Source organism: Acinetobacter pengchengensis, assembly GCF_982235305.1.
The window spans coordinates 1,314,469-1,338,426 of sequence record NZ_CEVATJ010000001.1; the positions used below are offsets into that span (position 1 = coordinate 1,314,469).

The 23,958-nt window shown below is 38.7% G+C and carries 27 protein-coding genes and 1 other RNA gene; 13 read left to right on the plus strand and 15 right to left on the minus strand.

Annotated features, from left to right (window positions below; all coding sequences use genetic code 11):
- Position 1 precedes the first annotated feature (1 nt).
- Positions 2–484: a 3-hydroxyacyl-ACP dehydratase FabZ gene (gene fabZ / locus AC0T5Z_RS06415; protein ID WP_414630569.1), complete on the plus strand. Its 483-nt coding sequence runs from the start codon at positions 2–4 to the stop codon at positions 482–484.
- 2 nt (positions 485–486) lie between these two features.
- Positions 487–1,275, plus strand: a complete 789-nt coding sequence (lpxA, locus tag AC0T5Z_RS06420) for an acyl-ACP--UDP-N-acetylglucosamine O-acyltransferase (protein WP_291334144.1) — start codon at positions 487–489, stop codon at positions 1,273–1,275.
- A 59-nt stretch (positions 1,276–1,334) separates the two neighbouring features.
- Here lpxA and AC0T5Z_RS06425 read toward each other — a convergent pair whose 3' ends face one another.
- Entirely contained in the window at positions 1,335–2,180 is an 846-nt protein-coding gene (locus AC0T5Z_RS06425) for a YbgF trimerization domain-containing protein (RefSeq protein ID WP_291334199.1), read from the minus strand.
- A 341-nt stretch (positions 2,181–2,521) separates the two neighbouring features.
- On the opposite strand from AC0T5Z_RS06425, the gene ffs reads away from it, so the two are divergent.
- An RNA gene (gene ffs / locus AC0T5Z_RS06430) (signal recognition particle sRNA small type) lies at positions 2,522–2,618 on the plus strand.
- Between the two features lie 54 nt (positions 2,619–2,672).
- On the opposite strand, the gene AC0T5Z_RS06435 is transcribed toward ffs, so the two are convergent.
- From AC0T5Z_RS06435 to AC0T5Z_RS06450, 4 genes are all read right to left on the minus strand, one after another.
- The gene (locus AC0T5Z_RS06435; protein ID WP_435336904.1) at positions 2,673–3,356 is read right to left on the minus strand and encodes a regulatory protein RecX; all 684 of its coding nucleotides are present in this window, start codon (positions 3,354–3,356) and stop codon (positions 2,673–2,675) included.
- 80 nt (positions 3,357–3,436) lie between these two features.
- Positions 3,437–4,483 (minus strand): recombinase RecA, encoded by a 1,047-nt coding sequence (gene recA / locus AC0T5Z_RS06440; protein ID WP_435336903.1) that lies wholly within the window; start codon positions 4,481–4,483, stop codon positions 3,437–3,439.
- 144 nt (positions 4,484–4,627) lie between these two features.
- Positions 4,628–5,068 (minus strand): RNA-binding S4 domain-containing protein, encoded by a 441-nt coding sequence (locus tag AC0T5Z_RS06445; RefSeq protein ID WP_291334149.1) that lies wholly within the window; start codon positions 5,066–5,068, stop codon positions 4,628–4,630.
- The gene (locus AC0T5Z_RS06450) at positions 5,061–5,735 is read right to left on the minus strand and encodes an HAD-IA family hydrolase (RefSeq protein WP_291334151.1); all 675 of its coding nucleotides are present in this window, start codon (positions 5,733–5,735) and stop codon (positions 5,061–5,063) included. The genes AC0T5Z_RS06445 and AC0T5Z_RS06450 overlap by 8 nt, the downstream gene beginning before the upstream one ends.
- Before the next feature lie 285 nt (positions 5,736–6,020).
- Between AC0T5Z_RS06450 and AC0T5Z_RS06455 the strand changes: the two genes are divergently transcribed.
- From AC0T5Z_RS06455 to AC0T5Z_RS06480, 6 genes are all read left to right on the plus strand, one after another.
- A complete protein-coding gene (locus AC0T5Z_RS06455) occupies positions 6,021–6,266 on the plus strand; it encodes a hypothetical protein (protein WP_004976684.1) in 246 nt (81 codons plus the stop codon).
- 427 nt (positions 6,267–6,693) lie between these two features.
- Positions 6,694–7,020, plus strand: a complete 327-nt coding sequence (locus AC0T5Z_RS06460) for a transposase (protein WP_435336935.1) — start codon at positions 6,694–6,696, stop codon at positions 7,018–7,020.
- On the plus strand, positions 7,020–7,649 hold the full coding sequence (locus AC0T5Z_RS06465) for an IS3 family transposase (RefSeq protein WP_435336934.1): 630 nt from the start codon (positions 7,020–7,022) through the stop codon (positions 7,647–7,649). Before AC0T5Z_RS06460 ends, AC0T5Z_RS06465 begins: the two co-directional genes overlap by 1 nt.
- Positions 7,650–7,728: 79 nt before the next feature.
- On the plus strand, positions 7,729–7,902 hold the full coding sequence (locus tag AC0T5Z_RS06470; RefSeq protein WP_473786288.1) for a hypothetical protein: 174 nt from the start codon (positions 7,729–7,731) through the stop codon (positions 7,900–7,902).
- A 121-nt stretch (positions 7,903–8,023) separates the two neighbouring features.
- The gene (locus AC0T5Z_RS06475; RefSeq protein WP_435336901.1) at positions 8,024–8,881 is read left to right on the plus strand and encodes a 3'(2'),5'-bisphosphate nucleotidase CysQ family protein; all 858 of its coding nucleotides are present in this window, start codon (positions 8,024–8,026) and stop codon (positions 8,879–8,881) included.
- 57 nt (positions 8,882–8,938) lie between these two features.
- Entirely contained in the window at positions 8,939–9,673 is a 735-nt protein-coding gene (locus AC0T5Z_RS06480) for a histidine phosphatase family protein (protein ID WP_236162947.1), read from the plus strand.
- Positions 9,674–9,893: 220 nt separating this feature from the next.
- On the opposite strand, the gene rpsT is transcribed toward AC0T5Z_RS06480, so the two are convergent.
- Positions 9,894–10,163 (minus strand): 30S ribosomal protein S20, encoded by a 270-nt coding sequence (gene rpsT, locus AC0T5Z_RS06485; RefSeq protein ID WP_004976669.1) that lies wholly within the window; start codon positions 10,161–10,163, stop codon positions 9,894–9,896.
- Positions 10,164–10,378: 215 nt separating this feature from the next.
- On the opposite strand from rpsT, the gene AC0T5Z_RS06490 reads away from it, so the two are divergent.
- The 4 genes from AC0T5Z_RS06490 to AC0T5Z_RS06505 all read left to right on the plus strand — a co-directional run bounded on the left by AC0T5Z_RS06490 (position 10,379) and on the right by AC0T5Z_RS06505 (position 13,141).
- Positions 10,379–11,047, plus strand: coding sequence for a Rossmann-fold NAD(P)-binding domain-containing protein (locus tag AC0T5Z_RS06490; RefSeq protein ID WP_435336900.1), 669 nt, complete (start codon positions 10,379–10,381; stop codon positions 11,045–11,047).
- Between the two features lie 18 nt (positions 11,048–11,065).
- The gene (locus tag AC0T5Z_RS06495; RefSeq protein ID WP_473786247.1) at positions 11,066–11,728 is read left to right on the plus strand and encodes an IS1595 family transposase; all 663 of its coding nucleotides are present in this window, start codon (positions 11,066–11,068) and stop codon (positions 11,726–11,728) included.
- A 67-nt stretch (positions 11,729–11,795) separates the two neighbouring features.
- Positions 11,796–12,308 (plus strand): ribonuclease E activity regulator RraA, encoded by a 513-nt coding sequence (gene rraA, locus AC0T5Z_RS06500; RefSeq protein ID WP_435337732.1) that lies wholly within the window; start codon positions 11,796–11,798, stop codon positions 12,306–12,308.
- A gap of 53 nt (positions 12,309–12,361) precedes the next feature.
- Positions 12,362–13,141, plus strand: a complete 780-nt coding sequence (locus tag AC0T5Z_RS06505; protein WP_291333524.1) for a glutathione S-transferase N-terminal domain-containing protein — start codon at positions 12,362–12,364, stop codon at positions 13,139–13,141.
- On the opposite strand, the gene AC0T5Z_RS06510 is transcribed toward AC0T5Z_RS06505, so the two are convergent.
- The 9 genes from AC0T5Z_RS06510 to plsB all read right to left on the minus strand — a co-directional run bounded on the left by AC0T5Z_RS06510 (position 13,138) and on the right by plsB (position 23,740).
- Positions 13,138–13,323, minus strand: coding sequence for a transposase (locus AC0T5Z_RS06510; RefSeq protein WP_291333522.1), 186 nt, complete (start codon positions 13,321–13,323; stop codon positions 13,138–13,140). The two genes, AC0T5Z_RS06505 and AC0T5Z_RS06510, sit on opposite strands and share 4 nt — an antisense overlap.
- 23 nt (positions 13,324–13,346) lie before the next feature.
- A complete protein-coding gene (locus AC0T5Z_RS06515; RefSeq protein WP_291333520.1) occupies positions 13,347–14,633 on the minus strand; it encodes a mechanosensitive ion channel family protein in 1,287 nt (428 codons plus the stop codon).
- Between the two features lie 238 nt (positions 14,634–14,871).
- Positions 14,872–16,094 (minus strand): IS3 family transposase gene (locus AC0T5Z_RS06520; RefSeq protein WP_435337731.1). Its coding sequence is split into 2 segments (ribosomal slippage): positions 14,872–15,758 and positions 15,758–16,094, totalling 1,224 coding nucleotides; the frame shifts between segments, so codons are not numbered across the junction.
- A gap of 126 nt (positions 16,095–16,220) precedes the next feature.
- Positions 16,221–16,754, minus strand: a complete 534-nt coding sequence (locus AC0T5Z_RS06525; protein WP_291333516.1) for a DUF2058 domain-containing protein — start codon at positions 16,752–16,754, stop codon at positions 16,221–16,223.
- Positions 16,755–16,769: 15 nt separating this feature from the next.
- Entirely contained in the window at positions 16,770–17,444 is a 675-nt protein-coding gene (locus tag AC0T5Z_RS06530; RefSeq protein ID WP_291333514.1) for a YoaK family protein, read from the minus strand.
- Positions 17,445–17,481: 37 nt separating this feature from the next.
- Positions 17,482–18,678 carry a serine/threonine transporter SstT gene (gene sstT / locus AC0T5Z_RS06535; RefSeq protein ID WP_291333511.1) on the minus strand — a complete coding sequence of 399 codons (1,197 nt, stop codon included), beginning with the start codon at positions 18,676–18,678 and terminating at the stop codon, positions 17,482–17,484.
- Positions 18,679–18,893: 215 nt separating this feature from the next.
- On the minus strand, positions 18,894–20,618 hold the full coding sequence (locus AC0T5Z_RS06540; RefSeq protein WP_291333509.1) for a SulP family inorganic anion transporter: 1,725 nt from the start codon (positions 20,616–20,618) through the stop codon (positions 18,894–18,896).
- A 117-nt stretch (positions 20,619–20,735) separates the two neighbouring features.
- The gene (locus AC0T5Z_RS06545) at positions 20,736–21,047 is read right to left on the minus strand and encodes a metalloregulator ArsR/SmtB family transcription factor (RefSeq protein WP_435337730.1); all 312 of its coding nucleotides are present in this window, start codon (positions 21,045–21,047) and stop codon (positions 20,736–20,738) included.
- A gap of 188 nt (positions 21,048–21,235) precedes the next feature.
- Positions 21,236–23,740: a glycerol-3-phosphate 1-O-acyltransferase PlsB gene (plsB, locus tag AC0T5Z_RS06550; RefSeq protein WP_435337729.1), complete on the minus strand. Its 2,505-nt coding sequence runs from the start codon at positions 23,738–23,740 to the stop codon at positions 21,236–21,238.
- Between the last annotated feature and the right edge of the window lie 218 nt (positions 23,741–23,958).

Genomic DNA, 23,958 nt, shown 5'->3' on the forward strand with positions numbered 1-23,958 from the left:
TATGATGACTGAGTCGAATTCTAGCACCTTCACTAAACCTGAATTGCCAATGCACATTCAAACCATTCGTGAATATTTACCCCATCGTTATCCGTTTTTATTGGTTGACCGCATTGTAGAAGTCACTGATAACGGTATCGTGGGCTATAAAAACGTATCAATCAATGAAGAATTCTTGCAAGGACACTTCCCGAATTATCCGATCATGCCGGGTGTTTTAATCGTTGAAGCGATGGCACAAGTGTCGGGCATTCTAGGTTTTATCATGAATAATGAGAAACCTTGCGCAGGGTCTTTGTTCCTTTTTGCAGGCGCAGAAAAAGTTAGATTTAAAAAACAAGTCGTTGCAGGCGATCAACTTGTATTAAAATCTGAATTAGTTATGCAAAAACGAGGCATTTACAAATATAATTGTATCGCCACCGTTGATGGCGTCGTCGCAGCAACCGCGGAAATTATGGTTTCGCATCAGAAAACAGAGTAAGCATGAGCAATAACCCACTCATTCACCCAACCGCTATTATTGACTCATCTGCAGTAATCGCTTCAGATGTCACGATTGGTCCATATTGTATTATTGGACCAAATGTAACGATTGGTGAGGGTACAAAACTTCATTCGCATGTTGTGATTGGTGGTTACACCCGTATTGGTCAGCACAATGAAATTTTCCAGTTCGCTAGCGTAGGTGAGGTCTGTCAGGACTTGAAATATGCAGGTGAGGAAACTTGGCTAGAAATTGGTGATCACAATAAAATTCGTGAACACTGTAGTTTGCATCGTGGTACGGTGCAAGACAATAGCCTGACCAAAATTGGTAGTCACAACTTACTTATGGTCAATACGCATATTGCGCATGACTGTAGGGTGGGCGATCACAATATTTTTGCCAATAATGTGGGTGTGGCAGGTCACGTACAGGTTGGTGATTATGTGGTGGTTGGTGGAAACTCAGGGATTCACCAATTCTGTAAAATTAACTCTTATAGCATGATTGGTGGTGCATCGCTTATTCTTAAAGATGTGCCTGCGTATGTTATGGTTTCTGGCAATCCAGCTCATGCATTTGCAATGAATGTGGAAGGAATGCGTCGCAAAGGCTGGTCGAAGGATGTGATTCAAGGTCTTCGTGAAGCCTTTAAACTTATTTACAAATCTGGATTAACCACTGAGCAAGCCATTGAGCAAATTCGCAGTGATATTTTGCCAAATGTGGCAGAAGCGCAGCGTTTAATTGATTCTTTAGAACAATCTGAACGTGGTATTGTGCGTTAAGGTTTGTGTTTCTAGCATCAGAATATTAAAAGACATCCTCGGATGTCTTTTTTATTGGCTTATTTAAAGAATCTTGCTTCTTCAGATTTTGGGTATTGGCTCAAAATTTTACTTTTGTATTGCGTTGCCAAAGTGGGTTTGCGATCTACATCTTGCGCAATGCTATATAAGCGATACAAAGCGCTTGATGCTTTTGCAGATTGGGGATACTTCATTGCAACAATTTCAAAATTCTTTTTGGCCTCGCTGTAATTGGTTGGTTCAATCGCTAAATTAAACTCAGCTAACCAAAAATACGCATTGCTGATATACACACTGTTTGGATGGTTTTTAATAAAATTTTGCATGGGTGCAATGGCTTTTTTTGCACCACCTTGTTTATAGGCATCCAATGCAACAGTATAGGCTGCTTTGTCTAGTTCAATATTAGTATTTAAACCTTGAGCTGTTGGGCTAACATATGTTGTATTTTGCGCAGATTTCGGGGTATTAGTATTTAATTGGTTATTGCTGGCGCTGGGTGCAGTATCCTTTTGGTTATCCTCCTCAGCGGTAGGAGCAGATTCAGGGTCTATTTTTTGTTGGAGCAGTTCTAAACGTTGATCTAAATCGGTATAGCGATTTTGCAATTCATGTTTGAGCTGCGCAATTTCATTGTCTTGTTCTTCAATTTTGCCACGTAACTGACGGATGTCATTTTCGAGTTGCTGGTTTTTTTGCATCAATTGCCAATTGATATTGGTCGGTACATTAGCTGTTGCCATATTACTCGTTGCAATTGCAGGGCTATTGGCATAGCCAGCACTGCTTTGACTGAGGTTGTGGTTTTCAATTGGAATATTGGCAAATATAGGCGTTGAGCACAGTAGGGCAAGAGCACAAAGTGCATGCTTTTTTAGCATAATTGAATATCCATCTTAATCTTGTGTAGCTGAGACTTTGTAAAGGGTGTTGGACTCAACCTATTGATTTAGTCATTTCCACATTTAAAACGTCCGCGCGTGGAATTGCAATAAGCTTTTACAAACTTATCATCAATCTTAGCGGAATGTGGGTAAATCTAGGATTTATATCTCAAAATAATTTTATGATGGTTTAGTTACACTAAGCTTTAAGTGGCTTTATTCTATAAGTGTCTTCAATTGTTTTTAAAATAATCAATTGGATAGCTTTATAAAAGGAAATACAGCACAACGCTTGCAAGTTTTTTAAAAATCTCTATACTCTGTTTTTGCAATGGTAACCCTGCTGGTTACTTCGCAATTGTACTCTACGAACCCCGTCAGGACCGGAAGGTAGCAGCGGTAGTGGAACTATGATGTGCCGAAGGCTTGCTGGTAGGGTTGCCACCAATTTTAAAATAATAATTCTACCTATTTCGATTTTGTATTCACATTTTAAAAATCCTGCTCTTTTCTACGAATTGCTTTCATAATTGCATCCATATCAAAGCCTCTGTATTGTAAAAAACGAATTTGTTTAGCTTTAACTTTTGGCTCGTTTGCGACTTCTGTACCGAATTTTTTCACTTTCAGTTGATAGGCTTGTTCTGTCCAATCAGTTTCTTTAAGTTCTTCTGAAATTAAACTGCTATCCACTTTTTTGTTTTTAAGTGCCATTTTAATACGATTTGGCCCTTTACCTTGCCGCTTTTGGCTAGCCAGTAACATTTCTGCCAGACGTTGATCACTCTGATAGTTTTCACGTGCCAGTTCATTGACTAACTCAATCACTTCATCACGGTTTTCTGCATATAAAGCCAGTTTTTCAATTAAATCTTTTTTTGAATATTCTTTACGAGTTAAGACAGCAAAGGCGTAGCTGCGTAGACGAGAACCCGTGAGTCCTGGGCGTTTGCTTTGCTGTGCATCTGGGTCTTCATTGTGTTCTTGATCTTCAATAGTTTCTGTATGGGAAGGATATTGTTTATTGGCGTTAGACGTAGAATTTGAGGAAAAATGCAGGGCAGACGTTGTTTCTGAATATGCCTGCTCAGTTTGGTTGCATGATTGCTCATCTTCACCAAATTGTTGTTTTAGCTTAATATAATTAATTAGTTTGGGAAATTTGTCTTCAGACATAGTGGTGCTTCCATATACAATAAAACGCTCCGTAGAGCGTTTTATTTGATTCGGTTTGTTATGTTCATCCTAGCGTATGCTTAAGCATCAAGTAAGTCGAATTCTTCTTCGTCTTTATCTTCTACAGGCGCAGCTTGACCTGTCGTGAGCAGTTGTTCACGAATAATTGCTTCGATACCTTGAGCAAGCTCTGGATGTTCTTCAAGGTGGCGAATGGTGTTGTTTTTACCTTGACCAATTTTATCGCCTTGATAAGAATACCAAGCACCTGCTTTTTGCACGATATTTTGTTGAACAGCTAAATCGACCAGCTCACCTAAATGGTTAACACCTTTACCGTATAGAATCTGGAACAATGCTTCTTTAAATGGAGGTGCCATTTTGTTTTTCACAACTTTGACTTTGGTTTCAGAACCAATAATCTCGTCGCCTTCTTTCACCTGACCAACACGGCGAATATCTAAACGAACAGAAGCATAGAACTTCAATGCGTTACCACCTGTTGTAGTTTCTGGGCTACCAAACATTACACCAATTTTCATACGAATTTGGTTAATGAAGATCACCATACAGTTTGAGCGTTTGGCATTACCCGTGATTTTACGCAATGCTTGACTCATTAAGCGCGCTTGTAAACCCATGTGTGAGTCGCCCATTTCGCCTTCAATTTCGGCACGAGGGGTTAAGGCAGCGACGGAGTCGACCACAATCATGTCAATTGCACCAGAGCGAACTAACATGTCGGCAATTTCAAGGGCTTGTTCACCGTTGTCTGGTTGCGATACCAAAAGATTGTCAATATCTACACCAAGTTTACGTGCATATTGAGGATCAAGCGCGTGTTCGGCATCAATAAAGGCACAAGTTCCACCAGCTTTTTGACATTCTGCAATGGCTTGCAAGGTCATGGTCGTTTTACCTGATGATTCTGGGCCGTAAATTTCAATGATACGACCTTTAGGTAAGCCACCAATACCCAATGCAATATCTAGGGTCAATGAGCCTGTAGATACGGCTTCTACAGCTTGCACAGTGTTGTCACCAAGACGCATGACTGTGTTCTTACCAAATTGTTTTTCAATTTGGCTAAGCGCCGCATTTAACGCCTTGCTTTTATTCTCATCCATCTTACAACCTCAATACGATGTCACGAAACAATATACTCAAGTGGATGCATTTACTTCAATCTTTTCCACATGCAATATAGTGACAGAATTTGTCCTGTAGTTCTATTTATATCACGGGCTGTGCGACAGCCTGTGACGCTCTATTTAATCATCATTATATGACCAAAATTGGTCAAATTGCTGATCATTCTCTTGTTTAAATTTGCTGATGTCACGACGGTCTTTTTTACTTGGTCGATGATCAGGTCGTGCTAGATTATGCAACTTTCTTTGGGTCGCAATCAATTCCCTGCGTGCAATACTCACTTCAGTTTCTTCATAAAGTTGCTGAGCGATGAGCGCAGGGCCACGTACACCCGATAATGCCTTGACCAATACGGTTTTCTTATCAAAACCTTGTTGAATAGTCAGCTCAGTTCCTACACGAATTTCTTTGGAAACTTTAACGCGCTCACCATTGTGATGTACTTTGCCGCCTTCAATGGCAGCTTTTGCAATAGAGCGGGTCTTGAAAAAACGTGCAGCCCATAGCCATTTATCAATTCGGATCGTTTCGATTGCTTCGTGAGACGAAGTTTTAGGCATATTTTTGAGTGTCCTCAAATTGTTCTAAGACAGGAATTAAATCTGTTAATTGGTGCAACATAGGGTAATTACAAGTCTGACGCGCAGGTTTTGCTGAGGATGGCTGGGCAATACTATATAAGTGTCCAATCCCAAAGGCTTTAGCACCATTAAGCACCTTTTCGGTGTCATCAATAAAATAGCAATCTGCAGGATTAAATGCATGTTGTTGTTGTAATGTTTGCCAAAATTCAACGCGCTCTTTGGCGTAACCAATGCTTTCAGAACTAACAATCACTTCAAAATATTTTGCTAAACCTGTATGTGCTAATTTAAAGTCTAAGCCTGCACAATCGGCATTGGTGGTGAGCCAAATGCGATAGCCATTATTTTTTAAATATTCCAGTAACTCGATAGCGTGTGGACGCAACGTGACATGATCTTTATATTCAAGTTGCATAGCAAGCATATCCACACCCACTTTGGCCGTCCAAAAACGTGAGGAATACCAATCTAAGGTGTGGCTATGCGCTTGATAAAAATCGTATAAAATTTCTTTGCTGCGTTCTAAAGAGCAGGCGTGTAATTCTGCATAGCGACTAGGCAGTTGTTCATTCCAAATAAAATCATCATAAGCGAGATCTAACAGCGTTCCGTCCATGTCAAACATGATGATATTTTTGTGCATTTAGACACCTTAAATCAAAAATCAATTGCCAAAAGGCAAGTAAAAACAGGCTCATTTAAACATGCTTGAGGCATAACTCAAAATGCTGTCTGATTATTCGCCAAATTATGTTAGGCTAAACAGATAAGCACTGTGTAAGTGTTACATATAAATAGGTGAGATGGAGCAGTTGTAAAAAGTAACTGTAGCGTTCACAAAAACAATTATTTTGACATATTTCTGTATTTGTTTGTCTGTATAAGCATAGAAATTGAATGGTAAATTTTTTAAATCAGGGAGCTAGTAATGGCTGAACAACAGTATTTAGATTTAAAACACTTAGATAAACAACTCGATGAGTTTGAGAAAAAGAAGAAGAAAATTAAGAAAATGCGGATTGGTTATAAATTATTTGCGCATTTAATGGGAGATGAGAAATTCGCCCATCATGTTTCAGAGTCAGCATTAAACCCAGATAAACGCAGTTATCGTAAAGTTAAAATTAAAATTACCTCAGATGAGGGGGAGTTAACTTTTCTAGAAAAGGATTGATCTAATTTTGATTTTATATCTAGGTTGGTTTTTATTATGTATACAAGTTTGTATACATTTAAATTTAGCCCGATTTATGCAGATCGGGCTTTTTTATGCCTCAACTCTATGAATGATTTATATTTCTTTTTAAGTCAAAATTAGATCATCAATCATTTGTAAAGTTAGTAATGAAAGTGCTTTCTCTTGCGCCATGTATGGCACAGGATGATGAATGATCCGCAAGAGGATGAGGCTGCTGGATGAGGGCTTAAAATAATTTATGAAAGAAGTCTATTACAGAGGAAGCACAGTTATTTCGTTTGTTTTAATAAATTGCATCAAAAAAAATCTTAAGTAAATATGAATTGCGTGGACACTTAAAGTCTTGATTTGATCCTAGCCAAAATAATGGACAGCATGTCCCTCTAAAGATAACGTAACTTTAATCTTTGGAGATTCAAGAAATGGCTATCTTGCGCAGCAATGCTGCTCAAGTCCCGAATTTAAACAGCAAGCGATTGATTATGCACTTTCAAACTCACACGAAGCTATAGCTGCAATCGCCCAGAAATTAGGTGTGGGTTATTCAACTTTAGACAAATGGATTCGTGAAGCCAATCCAGTGGGTTCAAGCAAACGTCAACTTTCACCAGAACAACAGCGGATCGTGGAATTAGAGAAAGAAGTTAAACAGCTCAAGGAAGCCAATGACATCTTAAAAAAAGCGCATGTGTACTTTCTAACAGATCATGCCAAGAAAAGTACACGGTAATTCAAGATCTAGATATGAATGAAGTCACCGTATCTTCTGCCTGTAAATACCTAGGTGTCAGCACTTCAGGCTATTATGCCTGGCGAAAACGTCAAGCCAATACGGCACAGAAATATAATGACTTAAAAGCCGTATATTGGCAGCATCATGCACGATTGGGTGCACCTTCATTAGTACATGACATGCATGATTTAGGTTACAACATGAGCGAACGTACTATTGGAAGGATGCTAAAAAAGCTTGGTTTACGTAGCAGGATTGCACGTAAATACAAGCATACGACTGATTCAAACCATCGTTTGCCTACAGTACCCAACTTGTTGGATCGCCAATTTACAGTTACTCAGCCTAATAAAGGCTGGACAACAGACATTACCTATATCCGCACTAAAGAAGGTTGGTTGTATTTATGTGTGATGCTAGATTTATTTAGCCGTCGTATCGTGGGGTGGCAAACCAGCCATCGAATAGACCGCCAGTTGGTGTGTGATACGTTTAACTATGCAATGGCTCGTCAGGGTTATCCAACTGGTGTTATGGTTCATTCCCTTGCGAAGCAGTGCTTCTCAGGTTCACAGTACTGTAGTCGTGATTTTAGAGCGCTGTTACTGACAAATGATTGTACTTAGAGTATGTCTAGACGTGGAAACTGTTGGGATAATGCAGTGACTGAAAGCTTCTTTCATACATTAAAAGGTCATGTGGTACATGGCAGTGTGTTTTCGACTCGAAAAGAAGCGAATGCTGGGCTTGTTTGACTATATTGAAATTTATTACAATCGGGTCAGAAGACATTCTACAAACGGCTGGTTAAGTCCAGAAGCCTTTGAACAGAAATATTTTAAGAATTTAGAGGGATTTGTTGTCCACGATACTGTCTAGGATCAATTTATCGTATTTAGAAACTGAATTTTATCTACGCATTAGCCGTAGTTTTTATTACAATGTTTTTATGAAAGTAATGAAAAATTAGACCTTTAGATACAGTCTAAAAAGGATAGTTATGTTTATAAAAACAACGGCGCCAACGCATAGTTTAATTTTAAAGTTGTTGCCCATCATGCATCAGGCGTGTGAAATTTTAAATCAGGAATTTCAAGATTATTGTTCAGGTGCTACTTTTGATGTCGAAAAGAAAATTGATGAATCTCCTGTTACGCAAGCTGATTATCGGGTCAATTATTATTTAATGCAGGCTTTGGCAGAAATCTCCAATTTGCCTGTATTGTCAGAAGAAGGTGAACAAGATCAGCGCCTGCAATGGCAGAAGTTTTGGTTGCTGGATCCTTTAGATGGCACGAAAGAGTTTTTACATCAACGACCAGAATTTACCATTAATTTAAGTTTAATTTGTGGAGCGTTAACAACTTTTGCCGTGCTTGCAGTACCCGGTGAGCATACTATTTATTTTTGCCCTGAACAGGGTATGCCATTGAAATATCAAATTTTAAATCAGCAGTGGTATCTCTATCAGCCAGCACCAACAGTAACATCTTCAATTCTAAAAATTGGTTTAAGCCACAGCAGTCAAAAAAAGTCACACTATGCAGACTATTTAAAATGCTTGGCGCAGTTGACCAATTTTGAAGAAGTAAAAGCAGGGAGTGCTTATAAATTCTGCATGATTTTGGAAGATCGTGTCGATGTCTATCCGCGTTTTCATCCGACCTCTGAGTGGGACACCAGTGCAGGACAATGCTTGTTGGAACGAATAGGTGGCGGATTGGTCGATTTGCAGGGGCGGGCATTTGTATACAATCAGCGCGACACATTGCTAAATGGTGGTTTTATCGCCTATAAAAATACACAGATGAAAATGATTGCCTTACAAGCACTTGGACTTATGGCCAAGTCAGATTGAGCAAAGTGCTGAACATGGTATAGTGTCAAGGAACCAAGTTAAAATTTTGGCTAGATCATGGCATTAGAACTACTCCCTGCAAGTATGCTTAAAGCAATTGATTTATTGCCTGATGCTCAGACGCCTGTGACTTTGTTTACCCGTCATTCTATTCGTGAAATTGTCGTGGGTCAGGGTTTGGCTGGCTATAATTTGCAGTTGACCGAGCAAGGCCGTGATTTAGCCGAAGCATGGGGAGGCTACTTGGTTGGAAATACAGATCGAGTGATTCAACACTGTATTTCAAGTCCTATTCAGCGTTGTGTCGATACGGCTGCTTTAATGATTCGTGGAGCAGATGGTATAACCATTGAACCCAATACTCATCACATTGAAATTATAGAACAAGGATTATTGGTTGAACCTGGAAGCTTTGTACTTGATATCAAGCAGGCAGGTCCATACTTTCAGAAGCAGGGTGCTTTAGGCTTTATCAATAGTTTTGTGAACAATGCCTTGCCAGGCATGAAACATCCGATTCATGGTGTAGTGGATGTTCTTGAGTTGATTTATAACACCCATCCAACCAACCAATACGGACTCAGTTTAGCTGTGAGTCACGATACGATTCTTGCCGCAATTATTGCGGTAATTTCTGGACGCAATGAAGTCACGCAAGCCGATTGGCCAGACATGATGGAAGGTTTATTTGTTTGGTTTGAAGGCGATGAGTTTTTAGAATCTAAGTTAAAATGGATTTGGCGCGGTCAGATTCACACTTTAGATATTTCGCAATTTCGTCAGAAAGTTTAAGTAGAGCGTTGAAGGCATAAAGCCCATCAAGCCGAGAAGCTATTATTGACACTGAATATTTCGCAACATAGCGATAGTATTCAACCTGCGGTAAAATTGCTCGTACTCATGGCAAAGAAGCTTTAAGAAAGTTGAAATGCCTAATTTTCAGAAACAGTTGGAAGCGCAAGCGAAATAGCAGGCACAAAAAAAGCCCTAAAGGGCTTCTTTTGTTTAACACTTAGTTAGAAGCTAAAGCTTTAACTTGAGCGTTTAAACGGCTCTTATGACGAGCTGCTTTGTTCTTATGGATGATGCCTTTATCAGCCATACGGTCAATCACTGGAACAGCTTTTTTGTAAGCTTCAGTAGCAACCGCATAATCGCCTGCAGCAATAGCAGCGATTGTGCGTTTTAAATAAGTACGAACCATAGAACGTAAGCTTGCGTTGTGTTTACGTGCTTTAACGTTTTGACGAGCACGTTTTCTAGCTTGAGCAGAGTTTGCCACTCGTGCACTCCTTGAAATAGATTGGTCTGGGCGGGCTGCAATTACTTCCGAAAACCAACATCAGAAGAATTATCACCAGCCCGTAAACAAGTGCCATATTTTGATGAAACTAGACAGTTAAGTCAAGTCTTGACATGCTTTGACAACATTTTAGCTGCAGAAAAATCGGAAAGAAACAGGTAGATTAGCTTTAAGCCTCAGAGATTGTTTAAAAAATGACAAATTTTATTCAAAATGCAATTGTAATTGGTGCGAATGGTTTAGTTGGGCAGCAATTGGTTAAACAGCTGAATCAGCTGTCCGAATGTAAAAACATCACCGTGATTTTGCGCCGACCTTGCCCTGAATTGAATCGCTTAGAAAAAGTCCAGACGTTACTACTCGAAGACTTTTTATTGCTCAATGATGAAGATGTAAGCGGTTATAGCCATGCATTCAGTTGTTTAGGTACGACCTTAAAAAAAGCAGGCTCAAAGCAAGCATTTTATGCCGTGGACTATACTATCAATGCACATTTTGCCGAATTATTACAGGCAAAGGGTACGCATTATCTCTTGATCAGTGCATTAGGTGCCGATGCTAACTCAAAATTGTTTTATAACCGTGTCAAAGGTGAATTAGAGCAATATATTGAAAGCTTAGACATAGAAAAAGTATCAATCTTGCGGCCATCTTTATTATTGGGGGAACGTCATGAACAACGGCGTTTAGAAGATTTAGCTCAAAAGCTATATCTTAAAATATCACGATTTATTCCGGATAATTTTACGTATAAGCCAGTAAGTGCAAGGCAAGTGGCTCATACTATGGTCGAGGCTGCGCAATCGCAAATTCATAAATTCCAAATTTATGATAATTTACAAGGCTCTAGACTAGCAGAATAGATATGTTAGTCTAGAATCATGATAGAAAACAGTAAATTAAGTCACTATAAGATTAAAAAAATTATTCAGTGCTTTTGCATTGATATTCCTGCTTCTAAAACAGCCTTATTGCTTAACTTGAACCGTAATACCATCAACTATTGGTACATGCTTTTTAGAGAAGCAATCTACGATCATCAAACAGATTTAAGAGCAAAGTTTGTAGGTTCTATTGAAGTTGATGAGAGCTATTTTGGAGCAAAAAGACAACGTGGTTTTCATGGGAAATTGAAGCGAGGTCGAGGTACTTTAAAACAACCTGTATTTGGAATATTTGAAAGGAATGGTCGAGTTTATACAGAAATAGTCCCTGATTGTAAAAAGACTACATTACAACAAGTTATCTTAGGTAAAGTTGCACTTGAAAGTGTAATTTATAGTGATGGTTGGCGTGGATACAATGGTTTGGTAGATGTTGGTTACTCAAAGCATTTTAGAGTAAATCATGGAGCGAATGAATTTGCCAGAGGACAATGTCATATAAATGGAATAGAATCATTCTGGAGCTTTTGTAAAAGAAGGCTAGCAAAGTTCAACGGTATATCAAAAGAGTATTTTGATTATCATCTTAAAGAAACAGAATGGCGTTGGATGAGGGAGTCTAATGAGCTAGCAACAGAGTTGTGGGACCTCATTAGGTAAAACTAAGTGCAAATCTGCTAGTCTAGAGCCTTTACAAATACAAAAAACTAAGTAAAAGGGGAACGACGTGTCTACAGTACCATTTGTAACTTGTGACTTATTAGATGACCATCCAGAACATGACCTTCAAGTAGTGATTCCATCTCTGGATGGTAAATTTTTTAAAAGTTACGGTGCACGTAAAACTTTTGGCGGTCAAATTGTGACGGTAAAATGTTTTGAAGATAACTCGCGTGTAAAAGAGTTATTGGCAACCGATGGCACGGGCAAAGTTTTGGTGGTAGATGGTGGGGCATCTATGCGCTGTGCCTTAATGGGCGACTTGATTGCTGAATCTGCAGTCAAAAATCACTGGAATGGCGTGATTATTTACGGTTGTGTGCGCGATGTCGATGCAATAGCAGTACTTGATTTAGGCGTACATGCTTTAGCTTCAATTCCACAAAAAAGTAACCGTAAAGGCGTGGGTGAAGTGGATGTGAGTTTGCATTTCGGACAAGTCACTTTTAATTCGGGCGATTATGTCTATGCCGACAACAACGGTATTATTGTGGCAAAGGAAAAGCTGGTCGATTTATAAGGGCTTTAATGGCACAGTCATTAAATTACTGAGCACATCAAAAGGAAAACAAAATGGTGCATCATCAAATTAAAGTCATTCAGGCAATGGCATCTATGCTTACCGAAGGTGGACGTGGAGTGAATGGGACAGCATTTCCCCTGCAACCCGAAAAAGCTTTAAAGTTATATGAATTTGAAGGTTCACCATTTTGCCGTCGTGTGCGTGAAGTCATGACCTTGTTAAATTTGGATTATGAAGTTTATCCATGTCCCAAAGGTGGTACTAAATATCGACCTTTGGTGAAACAACTAGGGGGTAAAACGCAGTTTCCATTTTTTATTGATGAAAATACCGGTGATAGACTCTATGAATCACAGCAGATCATTCATCATTTATTCAAACATTATGGCAAAACAGGAAAAACGCCAAAAAAATATGCGCATTTTCCTAAAATTCCTTATGTTGCACTTGCGGGCACGTTATTGAATGGTGCGCAGGGGGTGTGGATGAATCAGAAAATTGTAGAGCGCGCTGCACCTGAACAATTGATTGAGCTGTGGGGGTTTGAAGGTAGTCCTTATACACGTGTGGTACGTGGTGTATTGACTGAACTGGAATTACCATTCAAATTTCATAATGTAGCCAAAGAGCGTTGGCAAGATCTGGGCTTGGCAAAATTACGTTTAAAACCAGGGAAATATGTGCCATTAGCAGGTGGTAAGCGTGAACAGGTATTAAAACTCATGGGTGATAATATCCAAGTCCCATTTTTAGTCGATCCCAATACCCAGACTCAGCTTTTTGAATCGACTAAGATTGTGAAGTATTTACAACAAACTTATGGTAATTAAGCATTAAGCAATTTTTTGATTGTGATAAAAGCATCTTCATGATGCATTTTTGCTTTCACCCATACCCACATTTTTTCAATAGGATTAAGGTCGGGACTATAAGGTGGTAACCAAAGTATTTGATGCCCATGTTTGGTTGAAAATAAAGCGACTACCGAGCCATGCAAGCATTTTTGTAACACATGGCTCAGCAATAAATTCGCAATTATGGCTCGTCAATTTCTACAGGATTTAGACTTTGGACAGAACTTACTTTAAAAGGTGCTCCAATTTGCTTTAAATCTGAACCTGATGGGGCTTGATACACTTTTAAGCCGAACTCAGGAATAATTGCCAGCAAATGATCAAAAATATCGGATTGAATACTTTCATATTCTTTCCATGCAGTGGTTTTGGTAAAAGCATAAATCTCTAGCGGTAACCCTTCACTGCTTGGTTGTAGTTGGCGAATAATCAATGATTGAGATTGATTAATACCCGGATGTTGTTTCAAATAAAATTCAACATAAGCCCGGAAAGTCCCTAAATTTGTCAGACGGCGCTGGTTGTATTGTGATTGATTTGCTAACTGCTGATTAAACTGCTCAATTTCTTCATTTTTACTATGTAAATATTGATCCAATAATAAAAACTCTCTGAGTTTGCTTTGTTCATGTTCAGTCATAAAATGCACAGAATTTTGATCAATTAAAATGGCACGTTTAATACGTCGGGCACCTGCTTCCTGCATGCCACGCCAGTTTTTAAAGGTATCGGTAATGAGTTTATTGGTTGGAATGGTAGTTAGGGTTTTATCCCAGTTTTGTACGGTCACGGTATGTAATGACATATCAATGACATCGCCATCGGCATTTAAAGAAGGCATTTCAATCCAGTCACCAATTCGCACCATGTCATAGGAAGAAATTTGTACCGAAGCCACCAAAGATAAAATGGTGTTTTGGAAAACCAACATCAAGACGGCAGCCATCGCACCAAAACCTGCAAGTAAGGTAAACACATCTTTTTTCAGGAAAGTACCTAAAATCATGAGGGCACAGACCACATAAATAATGAGTTTAACTAACTGCAAATAACCCTTAATTGGCTTGTTGCGTGATTTTGGATTGCGTTGATAGAACAGGTTAAAAATATTTAAAAATTCAGAAATTGCCAGAGCAATGGTGAGGAATATAAAGGCTTGTGCAGCCATTTGCACAATGCTTTCTACTTTATCTGATAAGTGCGGGACGGTGGTAATGCCATTCATGATCACCACAGCAGGGACAATATTGGCAATACGACGGATCACGTTATGCTGTGAAATAATTTCACTATTGGCAAAGTGCATTTTAGAAATGAGTTTACGAATACCACGTACCACAATTTGTTTGGCGATAAAGTTGGCTAAAATCGCCAGTAGAATCACAATACTGAGTGAGGTCAGCATTTCTAACCAAGGGTATTGGTTAAACCATTCCTGAATATTTCGAATAAAATTAAATTCTTGCAAAAGATCCTCGCTTTAAGGTTGCTGTTTTTCGTCTGCATGGCATTGTAAATCTTAGCCTGCAATTCACCTTAATTCTTCATTGATATATGAAATTGCTAGATAGTGTATCGACTAAAGTTTAAATTTTAAGTCTGAGTAACTTTTTGCTACATTTTAATCATTTGTTTTTACTGAAAGTTTTTAGTTAATGTACTGTCTTGTCCTGAAATAGATTGACAGTATTCCACTTCAAACCGAGTTAAGCAATTAGCTCGGTTTTAGTTTGTTCATACTTCTGATTCGGGGTGTTCATATTTAAACTTAAATGCGGTCTATAACAATTGTAAATCATGATAGATTCCGCAATTAAGTGATCTAACTCCTTCATGGTTTGACATCGCGTGGTTAAAAACTCCTGCTTTAATATTCCATTAATTCGCTCTGCTAATGCATTCTGATAACAGTCCTTGCCATCTGTCATGGAAGGACATATCCCATAATGGCGCCATGCCGATTGATATAGCTCAGAGCAATATTGAGCACCTCTATCTGAATGATGAATCATCCTAGTCGCTCGATCTGTCGCTTGCTGCATCGCCATATGTAGAGCCTGCACAACATTCTCCGTACGCATATCATTCGATAACTTATAACCTTTAATCTGTCGGGTATAAGCATCTGTCACCAAGGATAAATAATGTACGCCTTCAGCACTCTCAACATAGGTAATATCACTAACAAAGACTTCATTAGCTTGCACTGCTGAATAATCCTTTAATAAATTTGGATGCTTCTTCATCCAATGCTTGCTATCCGTAGTTTTTGTATAGCGACGCTTAGGGCGAATCAATAAGTTATTTTCTTTCAATATTTTAAATAACTGATCCCGTCCACACTTTAAACCACGTTGCAACAATTTGCCTTTAATAAGCCAATACAGCTTACGTGTTCCGATACTTGGCATGAGACAGCGATATTCCATAACCAACTCAAGTATTTGTTCAGTTGCTAGTGCAGTCATTTGAGCACGTTTTTCTGCTTGATAATAAGCTTGTCGGGTGATTCCCAACCACTGACAATAATGTGAAACGCTTAGTCTTCTTTGGCTTTGCCAATCTTTGAAACGTGCTCGGTATACTTTTTTCCAAGATCAGTCCCACATTCTTTATCAATGTGATAAATCACATCCTGAATAAATTTAGTTTTAAGCTTTTCTGCGGCTAACTGCTTTTCTAATTGGCGGATTCGTTGTTGGGGTGTCAATTGGCGTTTAGAAGAAGTCGGCATATTCGAAGTCCAGTCCTGTTGTCCGTGCTTGCGTAACCATACCAGCACAGTTGATCTTCCTTGAATACCATATTTTGCCTGAGCTTGCTTATAAGTAATTTGCCCTTTTTCTACTTCATGTACCACCATCATTTTAAAGGCAAAGCTATAGTCACGTTGTGTACGTTTAACTCGTTGTTCTCGTTTATGTTCCATAAAATAAGTCTCTTAAGGTGTAAACTTATTTCAGGACGGGACATACAGCTATGTTAAAAAAGCCAGTACAGATACTGGCTTTGAATAGATACATAGTATAAGTATTTACATCAATACTATCGTGATCTACCACATTAAATCATCTGGAATCACATAGGCTGCGTATGGATCTTCTTCATCTGTTGTTGCTTCATTTTTCTCGGCATTATTGACAATAATAAAGCCTTCCATTTTGAGATTTATACGTTCAGCCAAAGCTTTCGGTAGGAAGGCATAGCTGTCATTTTCTTTGGCAATCACCAAACTACCTGCCACGAGCGCATTGTAAATTTGTTGATTGATATACACTTTTTTAATTTTACCATCTAAAAATTGATAAACAACTTCACCATCGGTATCACGAATTTTATACTGATGAATCATTTGCATAATTGCAGCTTTCAATTCTTTTTCCTGTAAAGCGGCTTTCTTTTCTTGTTCAATGGCTTGGTCTTTGGCCAGTTTTTCTTGCTGTGCCTGTGCAATTTTGGCTTTTACTTCAGCATCTTTACTTTCACCGGTACGCTGTTCGTGTACGGCTTGTTTAGACAGTTTTTTTGCTTTTTTATTATCGACTAAACCCGCTTTGAGCAATTGAGCCTGTAGTGCATTTTTAACCATGATAATTTCCAAAACTTAATGTTGAAGGTGTCGATAGCGAAAATAAATAATCCAGTACACTAAACTCAAGCTTAGGCTGAGTCCAGCAGGTAACAGAAAAGAATTCAGTTTAAATGTAGGATAAATGGATGCAGCGAGCAATCCACCTACAAAGAAACCTATTAAAATCAGTAAGTGTAAAACAATACGCCTTTTTTCGACTTGTAAGCCTCTGACTCGATAACCCAGAGCTAAGCCTAAATCGGTCAATACCCCAGATAAATGTGTGGTGCGGATGATAGTGCCTTTATAGTAGCTGATCATGGCATTTTGTATGCCCATGGCAACTGATGCCCAAAGCAGGGCATAACGTGGGAAATAAGGTAATAACACCCAGCAAATTAAAATAAAAAATGCCACCAAACTCATGGGTAAGCCATAACGACGCCCTAAGCGAAAATTACTATTTCCTAAAATGACGCCGCTATAAAATGAACCTATGACATAGCACAAAATCACTAGCAACAAGAAAATCATCGCTTCTGGTTTCCAGTCGATTAGCGCCATCGCCAAGATACTGACGTTGCCTGTCATGTGCGAAACAGACTGATGTAATACGGTCACCAATCCGAGTACATTAATAATTCCAGCATTGACAGCTAGAAAAAAAGCACCAAATTGCACCCAAAGTGGTAAAGTTTGAAAAGGCATAATGGATGATTGCGTAAGTTTCCTAACGCATTGTATCTTAACTCAAACCGCGGCCAACCGCAGTAGTAAATAGTACATCGGTAGATGAGTTGAGCGCAGTTTCGGTTGAATCTTGTAACACGCTAATGACCATACCAACCGCAACCACTTGCATGGCGATATCTGAAGAAATACCAAATAAGCCACACGCTACAGGAATGAGCAGTAAGGAGCCGCCAGCAACACCCGAAGCACCACAGGCAGACACCGTTGCAACTACAGATAAAATCAGCATGGTGCTAAAATCGACAGAAATTCCTAGGGTGTTTACTGCAGCTAAGGTCAAAACGGTGATGGTGACCGATGCGCCTGCCATGTTAACTGTTGCGCCTAAAGGGATTGCAACACTCGCCGTTGATTCCTGTACACCTAAGCGCTTGGCTAAGTCTAAGTTGACAGGAATATTGGCTGCAGAACTACGTGTAAAGAATGCGGTAATGCCACTTTCGCGTAAGCATTGAAAAACTAAAGGATAAGGATTGCTACGAGTCACAAATCCCACCATGATTGGGTTGATGACTAAGGCAACAAAGAACATTGTACCTAACAAGACTGCCAATAATTGTGCGTAACTAGCTAAGGTTTTCAAGCCCGCATCGGCAAATGTCACTGCAACCAGGCCAAAAATACCGAAAGGTGCAAAGTTAATCACCAAGCGAATGACGCGATTGACTGCATTGGCAGCATCATTCAGCAGTGCTTTGGTGGTATCTGTAGCATGACGGAATGCAATCCCTAAAGTCACAGCCCAAGCCAAAATACCAATAAAGTTGGCTTCGGCAATCGCAACTACAGGGTTGGCGACAAAACTAAGTAAAAGGTTTTTAAAAATTTCAGAAAGACTGCCTGGTGGGGTTAATTCTGCTTGTGTTGCAACATCTAAAAACAATGTGCTTGGGAAAAGGGTACTTGCAATAACTGCACTGAGTGCAGCTAAGAACATACCAATCGCATACATCAGCATAATTGGTTTGATATAAGCATTGCTGCTTCCAATTTTAAAATTAGCAATTGACGCCATTACCAAAAGAAACACTAAAATTGGGGCAACAGACTTTAGGGCTTTAATAAATAAATCACCCAAAAGGCTTAAATAAGGCGCAGATTCTGGAAATAAAATTGCAACACCCACGCCGAGTACAATTGCAATCATAATTCGCGAGACCAAGCTCAAACGCAAAAAAGCTGAAAACATACGAAAACAAGGTAAAAGAAAAGCGGGTATTTTATACTGAAATCCTCATGTGCTTAAAAATAATTTTGATATAAAAGATAAGTCTATATTTTTAAAAGTTATATTTATTAAACTACTTAAATTTCAGCAAGATAAAAGTACTCTTTGATCAATAAAAAGGATGTGTATTGATCACCCAGTTTGAAAGATAAAATTAAAGACCCATTTCTTGCTCTTTAAGTCAGTTCAGGCGCAAGTTCTTGCATGGCTGAATAATGTGACAAATAAACTTTTCCATTTAAATGCTGTAAAAGTTTTGAATGTTGTAATTTGTCCATTACTGGGCCTTTGATTTCTGAAAAATGCAGACAGATATTCAATTTTTTGAGTTCAAGATTTAAATCTTCAAGCATTTCGAGTGCGCTTAAATCAATACTGCTAATACTCGAACAATTCACCACAACATGCTTTAACTGAGAGTTTTGACTGACTTGATTAATTAAAAAGCCTTTTAAAGTATTAGCATTTAAAAAGGTTAGATTTTCGTCAATTCGTATAGAAAGCACATGTGGCGCGGTACGTACTTGATGACGTTCAATATTACGAAAATGCTGTGTGCCTTCAAGTAAACCAATTTCCGCTATATGTGGTCGGCTAATACGCCACAACATTAGAATAAATGTGGACACTATACCAATAATTAAACCTGTCGAAATATCAATCAACACAACACCAAAGAACGTCACCCACATGGCTAGACCATCGGCTTTAGAATAACGCCAAGTTTCTTTAAAAGACTGGAACTCAACCAGTTTCCAAATTGAAACAATGATGGTTGCAGCCAAAACAGCCAGCGGTAAGTCTTGGAAAAATCCCGTGAAGTATAAACTGACAATAACAATCACAATGGAGGTAAATACACCTGCCATTGGTGTTTTTGCACCTGCATCGGCATTGACGACGGTACGTGACAAACTGCCTGTGACGGGAAAAGAAGAGCTGACACCTGCACCAAAATTGGCTAAACCGAGTGCAATGAGTTCCTGATTGCTATTTAAGTGACTGCGTTTTTGTAAGGCGGTGGCTTGGGCAATAGACAATGACTCTACAAAACTGATCATCGCAATCATGGCTGCGCCGGGAAGAAGCTGCAGAACGAGTTGTGTATTCCATTCAGGGAGTTGAATAGGCGGGAATCCTGCAGGTATTTCTCCCACAGTTTTAATGCCGACCTGTTGTAAATGCAGCGAATAAACCAAAGCAATTGAACCGATCACCAATACCAATGGCAAAGCTTTTAAGATAAAGCCACTGCCTCGAACATGTTCACGAATGGCATTACTGTTGATGAATTTAGGTGCATAAATTAGAAACAAAATGGCAGCAATACCCAAGAGCACGCTATAAACATGTGTTTGTCCCACATATTGCCAAAAGCTGGATAAGAACTCAGGTAAGTTATTGGCTTTAAGGGGGATATCTAAAACAAATTTGAGCTGTCCAATTGCAATCATTAATGCAGAGGCAATAATGAAGCTTTTAATAACAGGATGGCTAATGAGTTGAATTAAAAAACCAAAGCGTAAAATTCCCAACAGTAGGGAAATGATACCGACCAGCACAGCAAGTAAACAGGCTGCTTGAATATAAGCCGCTGAGCCGACTTCAAATAATGGATTGAGCGTAGCAAAGGTCATCATGGAAATAATGGCGACGGGGCCAATCGACAAGGTAGGGCTGCCGCCAACCAAGGCGTACATGATCATAGGGATCACGCTGGCATATAAACCCATGACAGGAGGCAAACCTGCAAGCATGGCATAAGCCATCCCTTGAGGTACCAACATGGCAATGACGATAAATGCAGACAGCAGGTCAGATTTCAATGTTTCTGTATTATATTTTCGAAGCCATTGCCAAGCAGGCAGTACACGGGCCAAACGTGAATTGAAATCTGACATACTGAAATCTAAATCATAAATTTAGATATATTATGAACAAAAATTGCTAAGAAGTCTTTGAGATAGCAGGCGAGTATTAAAATTTTATGGTTACGCCTGATAGACAGGCATCATTATTTAGTCCTGTTGGCAATAAAGTACGTATAGGGTATTAAGTACCTGCACCATTTTGTCATCTTTAATTGAATAAAAAATTTGCTTGCCATCACGACGGGTATTCACTACATCACTTTTACGCAGCATCATTAATTGTTGCGATAACGTAGGCTGATGAATTTGGGTTTTTTCTTCAATTTGCGATACGTTTAATTCTTGCTGAGATAAATGACAAAGAATTAAAAGGCGGTCAGTATTCGCCATAGTTTTTAAAATTCCAACAACGGTATCCGCAGATTCGCGCATTGATGTGATTTCAAGCTCATCGTTCATTGTTTATTCTCTTAATTTACAGCTAACCCAATATATTAGGCGGGAGTGGAAGATAAATGATATAACATAAATCATTGGTTATATATGAGAACAATTATGCTTTTTTAAATCATATCAGCCTATCATAAATAAAGGGCTGATATTCTAATCAAAAAATTGATAAAAAAGTGGCTGAGTTACAATAAAACCTATTTTTTCACCTGTTCAAAATTTTTTAATTCTTTCTCACTAAATTCACTCGATGCAGCTAACAATTCGTGAATTGCTGGGTTGTACCAAGCAAAGCATTCTGACATTTTGGCACTAAAAGTATCATCTAGGCTTATATGTGTAGCATTGTGTTGTAACAAGGCTTGTTGATCTAAAGTGCTAATAAAACTTTTTAGTGTGGCACTATCAAAATAATACGCAGACTTAAATTGTGCAGAATCTGCAGCGCGTTGTAATACGGTTTTGGTCATTTTTTCTAAAACTTTAAGATTTAAAGGAATGTGTGCGCTATAACGCAGCAAAAGTTCTTGAATCAATACGAAATTATTTAAACTTGGTTTCGCCAGTTCCGCTAAGGCATAGAGTTCATGCGGTGTAGCTAGGTTCGGCAGTAATTGGCGATTTGTTTCTGTCATCCAATTTTGTTGGATAAGGTACGCCACAATTTTTTCTATTTCTTGAGCAAGGTCTTGCGGCGCCCATGCCAAGAAAAACTCTTGTTTCAAATATGGATAAATCGCCTGCATTTTTTGCATTAAATCTGCACGTGATAATGCCAAGTTTTGTTCATTAAACTGCTGCACAATTAATGCGACACACGCAGGCAAAATAAAGCAGTGCAAAATATTATTGCTAAAATAGCTCAATAAGATTTTTTGGCTTTCAGCGACTCGAATGCCTTCTACGCCATCTTGGTTATAACGCTGCACTTGTTTAAGTTTCAGCGCATATTCAATAATTTCTTGTGGATTTAACCCCGTAATAATCATACGCGGGTCGTAACATAATTGTTTGAGCAAATGTCGATATTGTTCAATTCGAGTGAGTAGCTCATCTTGAGTCAAGGCATGCTGATCGGCATTTAATAAAATCAGAGAAATAAGCGCAATTGGATTAATCACTACGGCTTTATTGATATTTTCCAAAATCGCATGCGCGGTATGATCTACCGTATGAATTACAGAGGTCGGTAGTTCGTCGTTTATATTTAGTTTGACATCGCGTGCTTGGTTGGCTATTAAAACATCATCTAAAAATACAGGTTCACCAAAGTTGACATAGACCTGACCAAAGACTTTTTCAATTTTACGGGCAGAGTTTAAAATGCCCCATAATGATTCGGCTTCTTTTGGTTTGCCGTTCAATTCATTTAAATAAGATGTACCTTCAATCAGTTTTTCATAACCAAAATACGTTGGAATAAATGCAATAGGTTTGGTTGCTCCGCGTAAATGACTTTGAATAGTCATCGACAACATGCCTTTTTTCGGTGGTAACAATAAACCTGTGCGTGAGCGTCCACCTTCAATAAAGTATTCAAGTGGGGTATTGCGTGACAATAAACTGTGTAGATATTCTTTAAATACTGAGGTGTATAGTTCATTGCCGCTAAAAGTACGGCGAATAAAATATGCACCTGCACCGCGCATGAGTTGACCCACAATCGGTAAATTTAAATTAATACCTGCTGCAATATGCGGCACCATCAAACCACGATTAAAAATTACATAAGACAGTAATAAATAGTCGATGTGGCTGCGATGACAAGGGGTATAGACAATTTCATAATCTTTGGCGAGTTCGCGTACTGTGTCAAAGTGATGCACTTCAATGCCATCGTAGAGCTGTGTCCAAAGCTTGGTCAGTGCCAATTCAGCAAAACGCAAAGTCGAATAAGAAAAGTCCGATACAATTTCAGTTAAATAGCTTTTAGCGCGTTTTTCTGCCTCAAACATACTCACTTTTTTTTCAATACTTTCTTTGCGAATAGCTTGTTGTACCGCTTCACTTTTCATCAAAGCATGAATTACATTACGGCGGTCAGATAAGTCTGGTCCTAAAATTGCTTCTTTGTATTGATTAAAATTGTGTTCTAGATATTGCTCAATAAAGTGTGCAGGCGATAAGTGTGGCTGTTGTTGTGTAGCTTGTGTAATAAGCTGACGTAAAGAAATTGCTTTATGAAACTCGATATAGTTATCACGTGAATAAAGTGAAATATTAATGGTTTGTTTAAGCTTGTTTGGGGTAGACCACGCATCGGCAAATAATGCTTTAAACCAAGAGTCTTCGTATTCGGGTGAGCGTCCCCAAAGTACAGTCACGGGAACGAACAGCACATCATGTTCAGGATATTGCTCTAAGATTTCAATTAAACGAATCAATTTGGCAGAGTAGTGATAAGCACTGTGCTGTGGGTTTTTCTCATGTAAGACCAAAATGGAATCATCTTCCTGATGCTCGGCAATGTTCAAAGGCGCATATACGGAAGGTAAACCCCGAGATTGCGCCTGCTGATCAATCAAGACGGTATTGCTGAGAGAGGCATCTTGCAGCACATAACAAAATTGTGTTTTTTCAGAGCTTTGTGCAATACGATGTTCTAATTCTGCAGTCGAGCCTAATACTTGTGGCGTCACAATCTTATTCAAGATTTTTTTAGTGAAATTACGATAAAGCTGACTGTGACGTTTATTGGACATTGCATTCCCTACATTTTGTTATGTGTTGCTATTGTCAAAAAATAAATAGCGAATTTCAAACCCAAGTGCCGAGAAAATCGACAATTAAACTAAGGTCATCATCTCTTTATTCTAATTCGCATTTTGTTGAAAGCTAATCATATTTTTGTATAAAACAATTTTAGTGAAACATCGGCAAAAAACTTATAAAAAAGTATGATAATTTAAATTTTGTTTAT

Excerpts from the sequence above, each read along its gene's own strand:
- AC0T5Z_RS06540 (WP_291333509.1), bottom strand. The coding sequence starts at position 20,618 with ATGTCAGATTTCAATTCACGTTTGGCCCGTGTACTGCCTGCTTGGCAA.
- lpxA (WP_291334144.1), top strand. The coding sequence starts at position 487 with ATGAGCAATAACCCACTCATTCACCCAACCGCTATTATTGACTCATCT.
- sstT (WP_291333511.1), bottom strand. The coding sequence starts at position 18,678 with ATGTTTTCAGCTTTTTTGCGTTTGAGCTTGGTCTCGCGAATTATGATT.
- recA (WP_435336903.1), bottom strand. The coding sequence starts at position 4,483 with ATGGATGAGAATAAAAGCAAGGCGTTAAATGCGGCGCTTAGCCAAATT.
- AC0T5Z_RS06490 (WP_435336900.1), top strand. The coding sequence starts at position 10,379 with ATGACAAATTTTATTCAAAATGCAATTGTAATTGGTGCGAATGGTTTA.
- AC0T5Z_RS06470 (WP_473786288.1), top strand. The coding sequence starts at position 7,729 with ATGGCAGTGTGTTTTCGACTCGAAAAGAAGCGAATGCTGGGCTTGTTT.
- AC0T5Z_RS06435 (WP_435336904.1), bottom strand. The coding sequence starts at position 3,356 with ATGTCTGAAGACAAATTTCCCAAACTAATTAATTATATTAAGCTAAAA.
- AC0T5Z_RS06530 (WP_291333514.1), bottom strand. The coding sequence starts at position 17,444 with ATGCCTTTTCAAACTTTACCACTTTGGGTGCAATTTGGTGCTTTTTTT.
- AC0T5Z_RS06475 (WP_435336901.1), top strand. The coding sequence starts at position 8,024 with ATGTTTATAAAAACAACGGCGCCAACGCATAGTTTAATTTTAAAGTTG.
- AC0T5Z_RS06495 (WP_473786247.1), top strand. The coding sequence starts at position 11,066 with ATGATAGAAAACAGTAAATTAAGTCACTATAAGATTAAAAAAATTATT.
- AC0T5Z_RS06505 (WP_291333524.1), top strand. The coding sequence starts at position 12,362 with ATGGTGCATCATCAAATTAAAGTCATTCAGGCAATGGCATCTATGCTT.
- AC0T5Z_RS06480 (WP_236162947.1), top strand. The coding sequence starts at position 8,939 with ATGGCATTAGAACTACTCCCTGCAAGTATGCTTAAAGCAATTGATTTA.
- plsB (WP_435337729.1), bottom strand. The coding sequence starts at position 23,740 with ATGTCCAATAAACGTCACAGTCAGCTTTATCGTAATTTCACTAAAAAA.
- AC0T5Z_RS06450 (WP_291334151.1), bottom strand. The coding sequence starts at position 5,735 with ATGCACAAAAATATCATCATGTTTGACATGGACGGAACGCTGTTAGAT.
- AC0T5Z_RS06525 (WP_291333516.1), bottom strand. The coding sequence starts at position 16,754 with ATGGTTAAAAATGCACTACAGGCTCAATTGCTCAAAGCGGGTTTAGTC.
- AC0T5Z_RS06545 (WP_435337730.1), bottom strand. The coding sequence starts at position 21,047 with ATGAACGATGAGCTTGAAATCACATCAATGCGCGAATCTGCGGATACC.
- AC0T5Z_RS06445 (WP_291334149.1), bottom strand. The coding sequence starts at position 5,068 with ATGCCTAAAACTTCGTCTCACGAAGCAATCGAAACGATCCGAATTGAT.
- AC0T5Z_RS06455 (WP_004976684.1), top strand. The coding sequence starts at position 6,021 with ATGGCTGAACAACAGTATTTAGATTTAAAACACTTAGATAAACAACTC.
- fabZ (WP_414630569.1), top strand. The coding sequence starts at position 2 with ATGATGACTGAGTCGAATTCTAGCACCTTCACTAAACCTGAATTGCCA.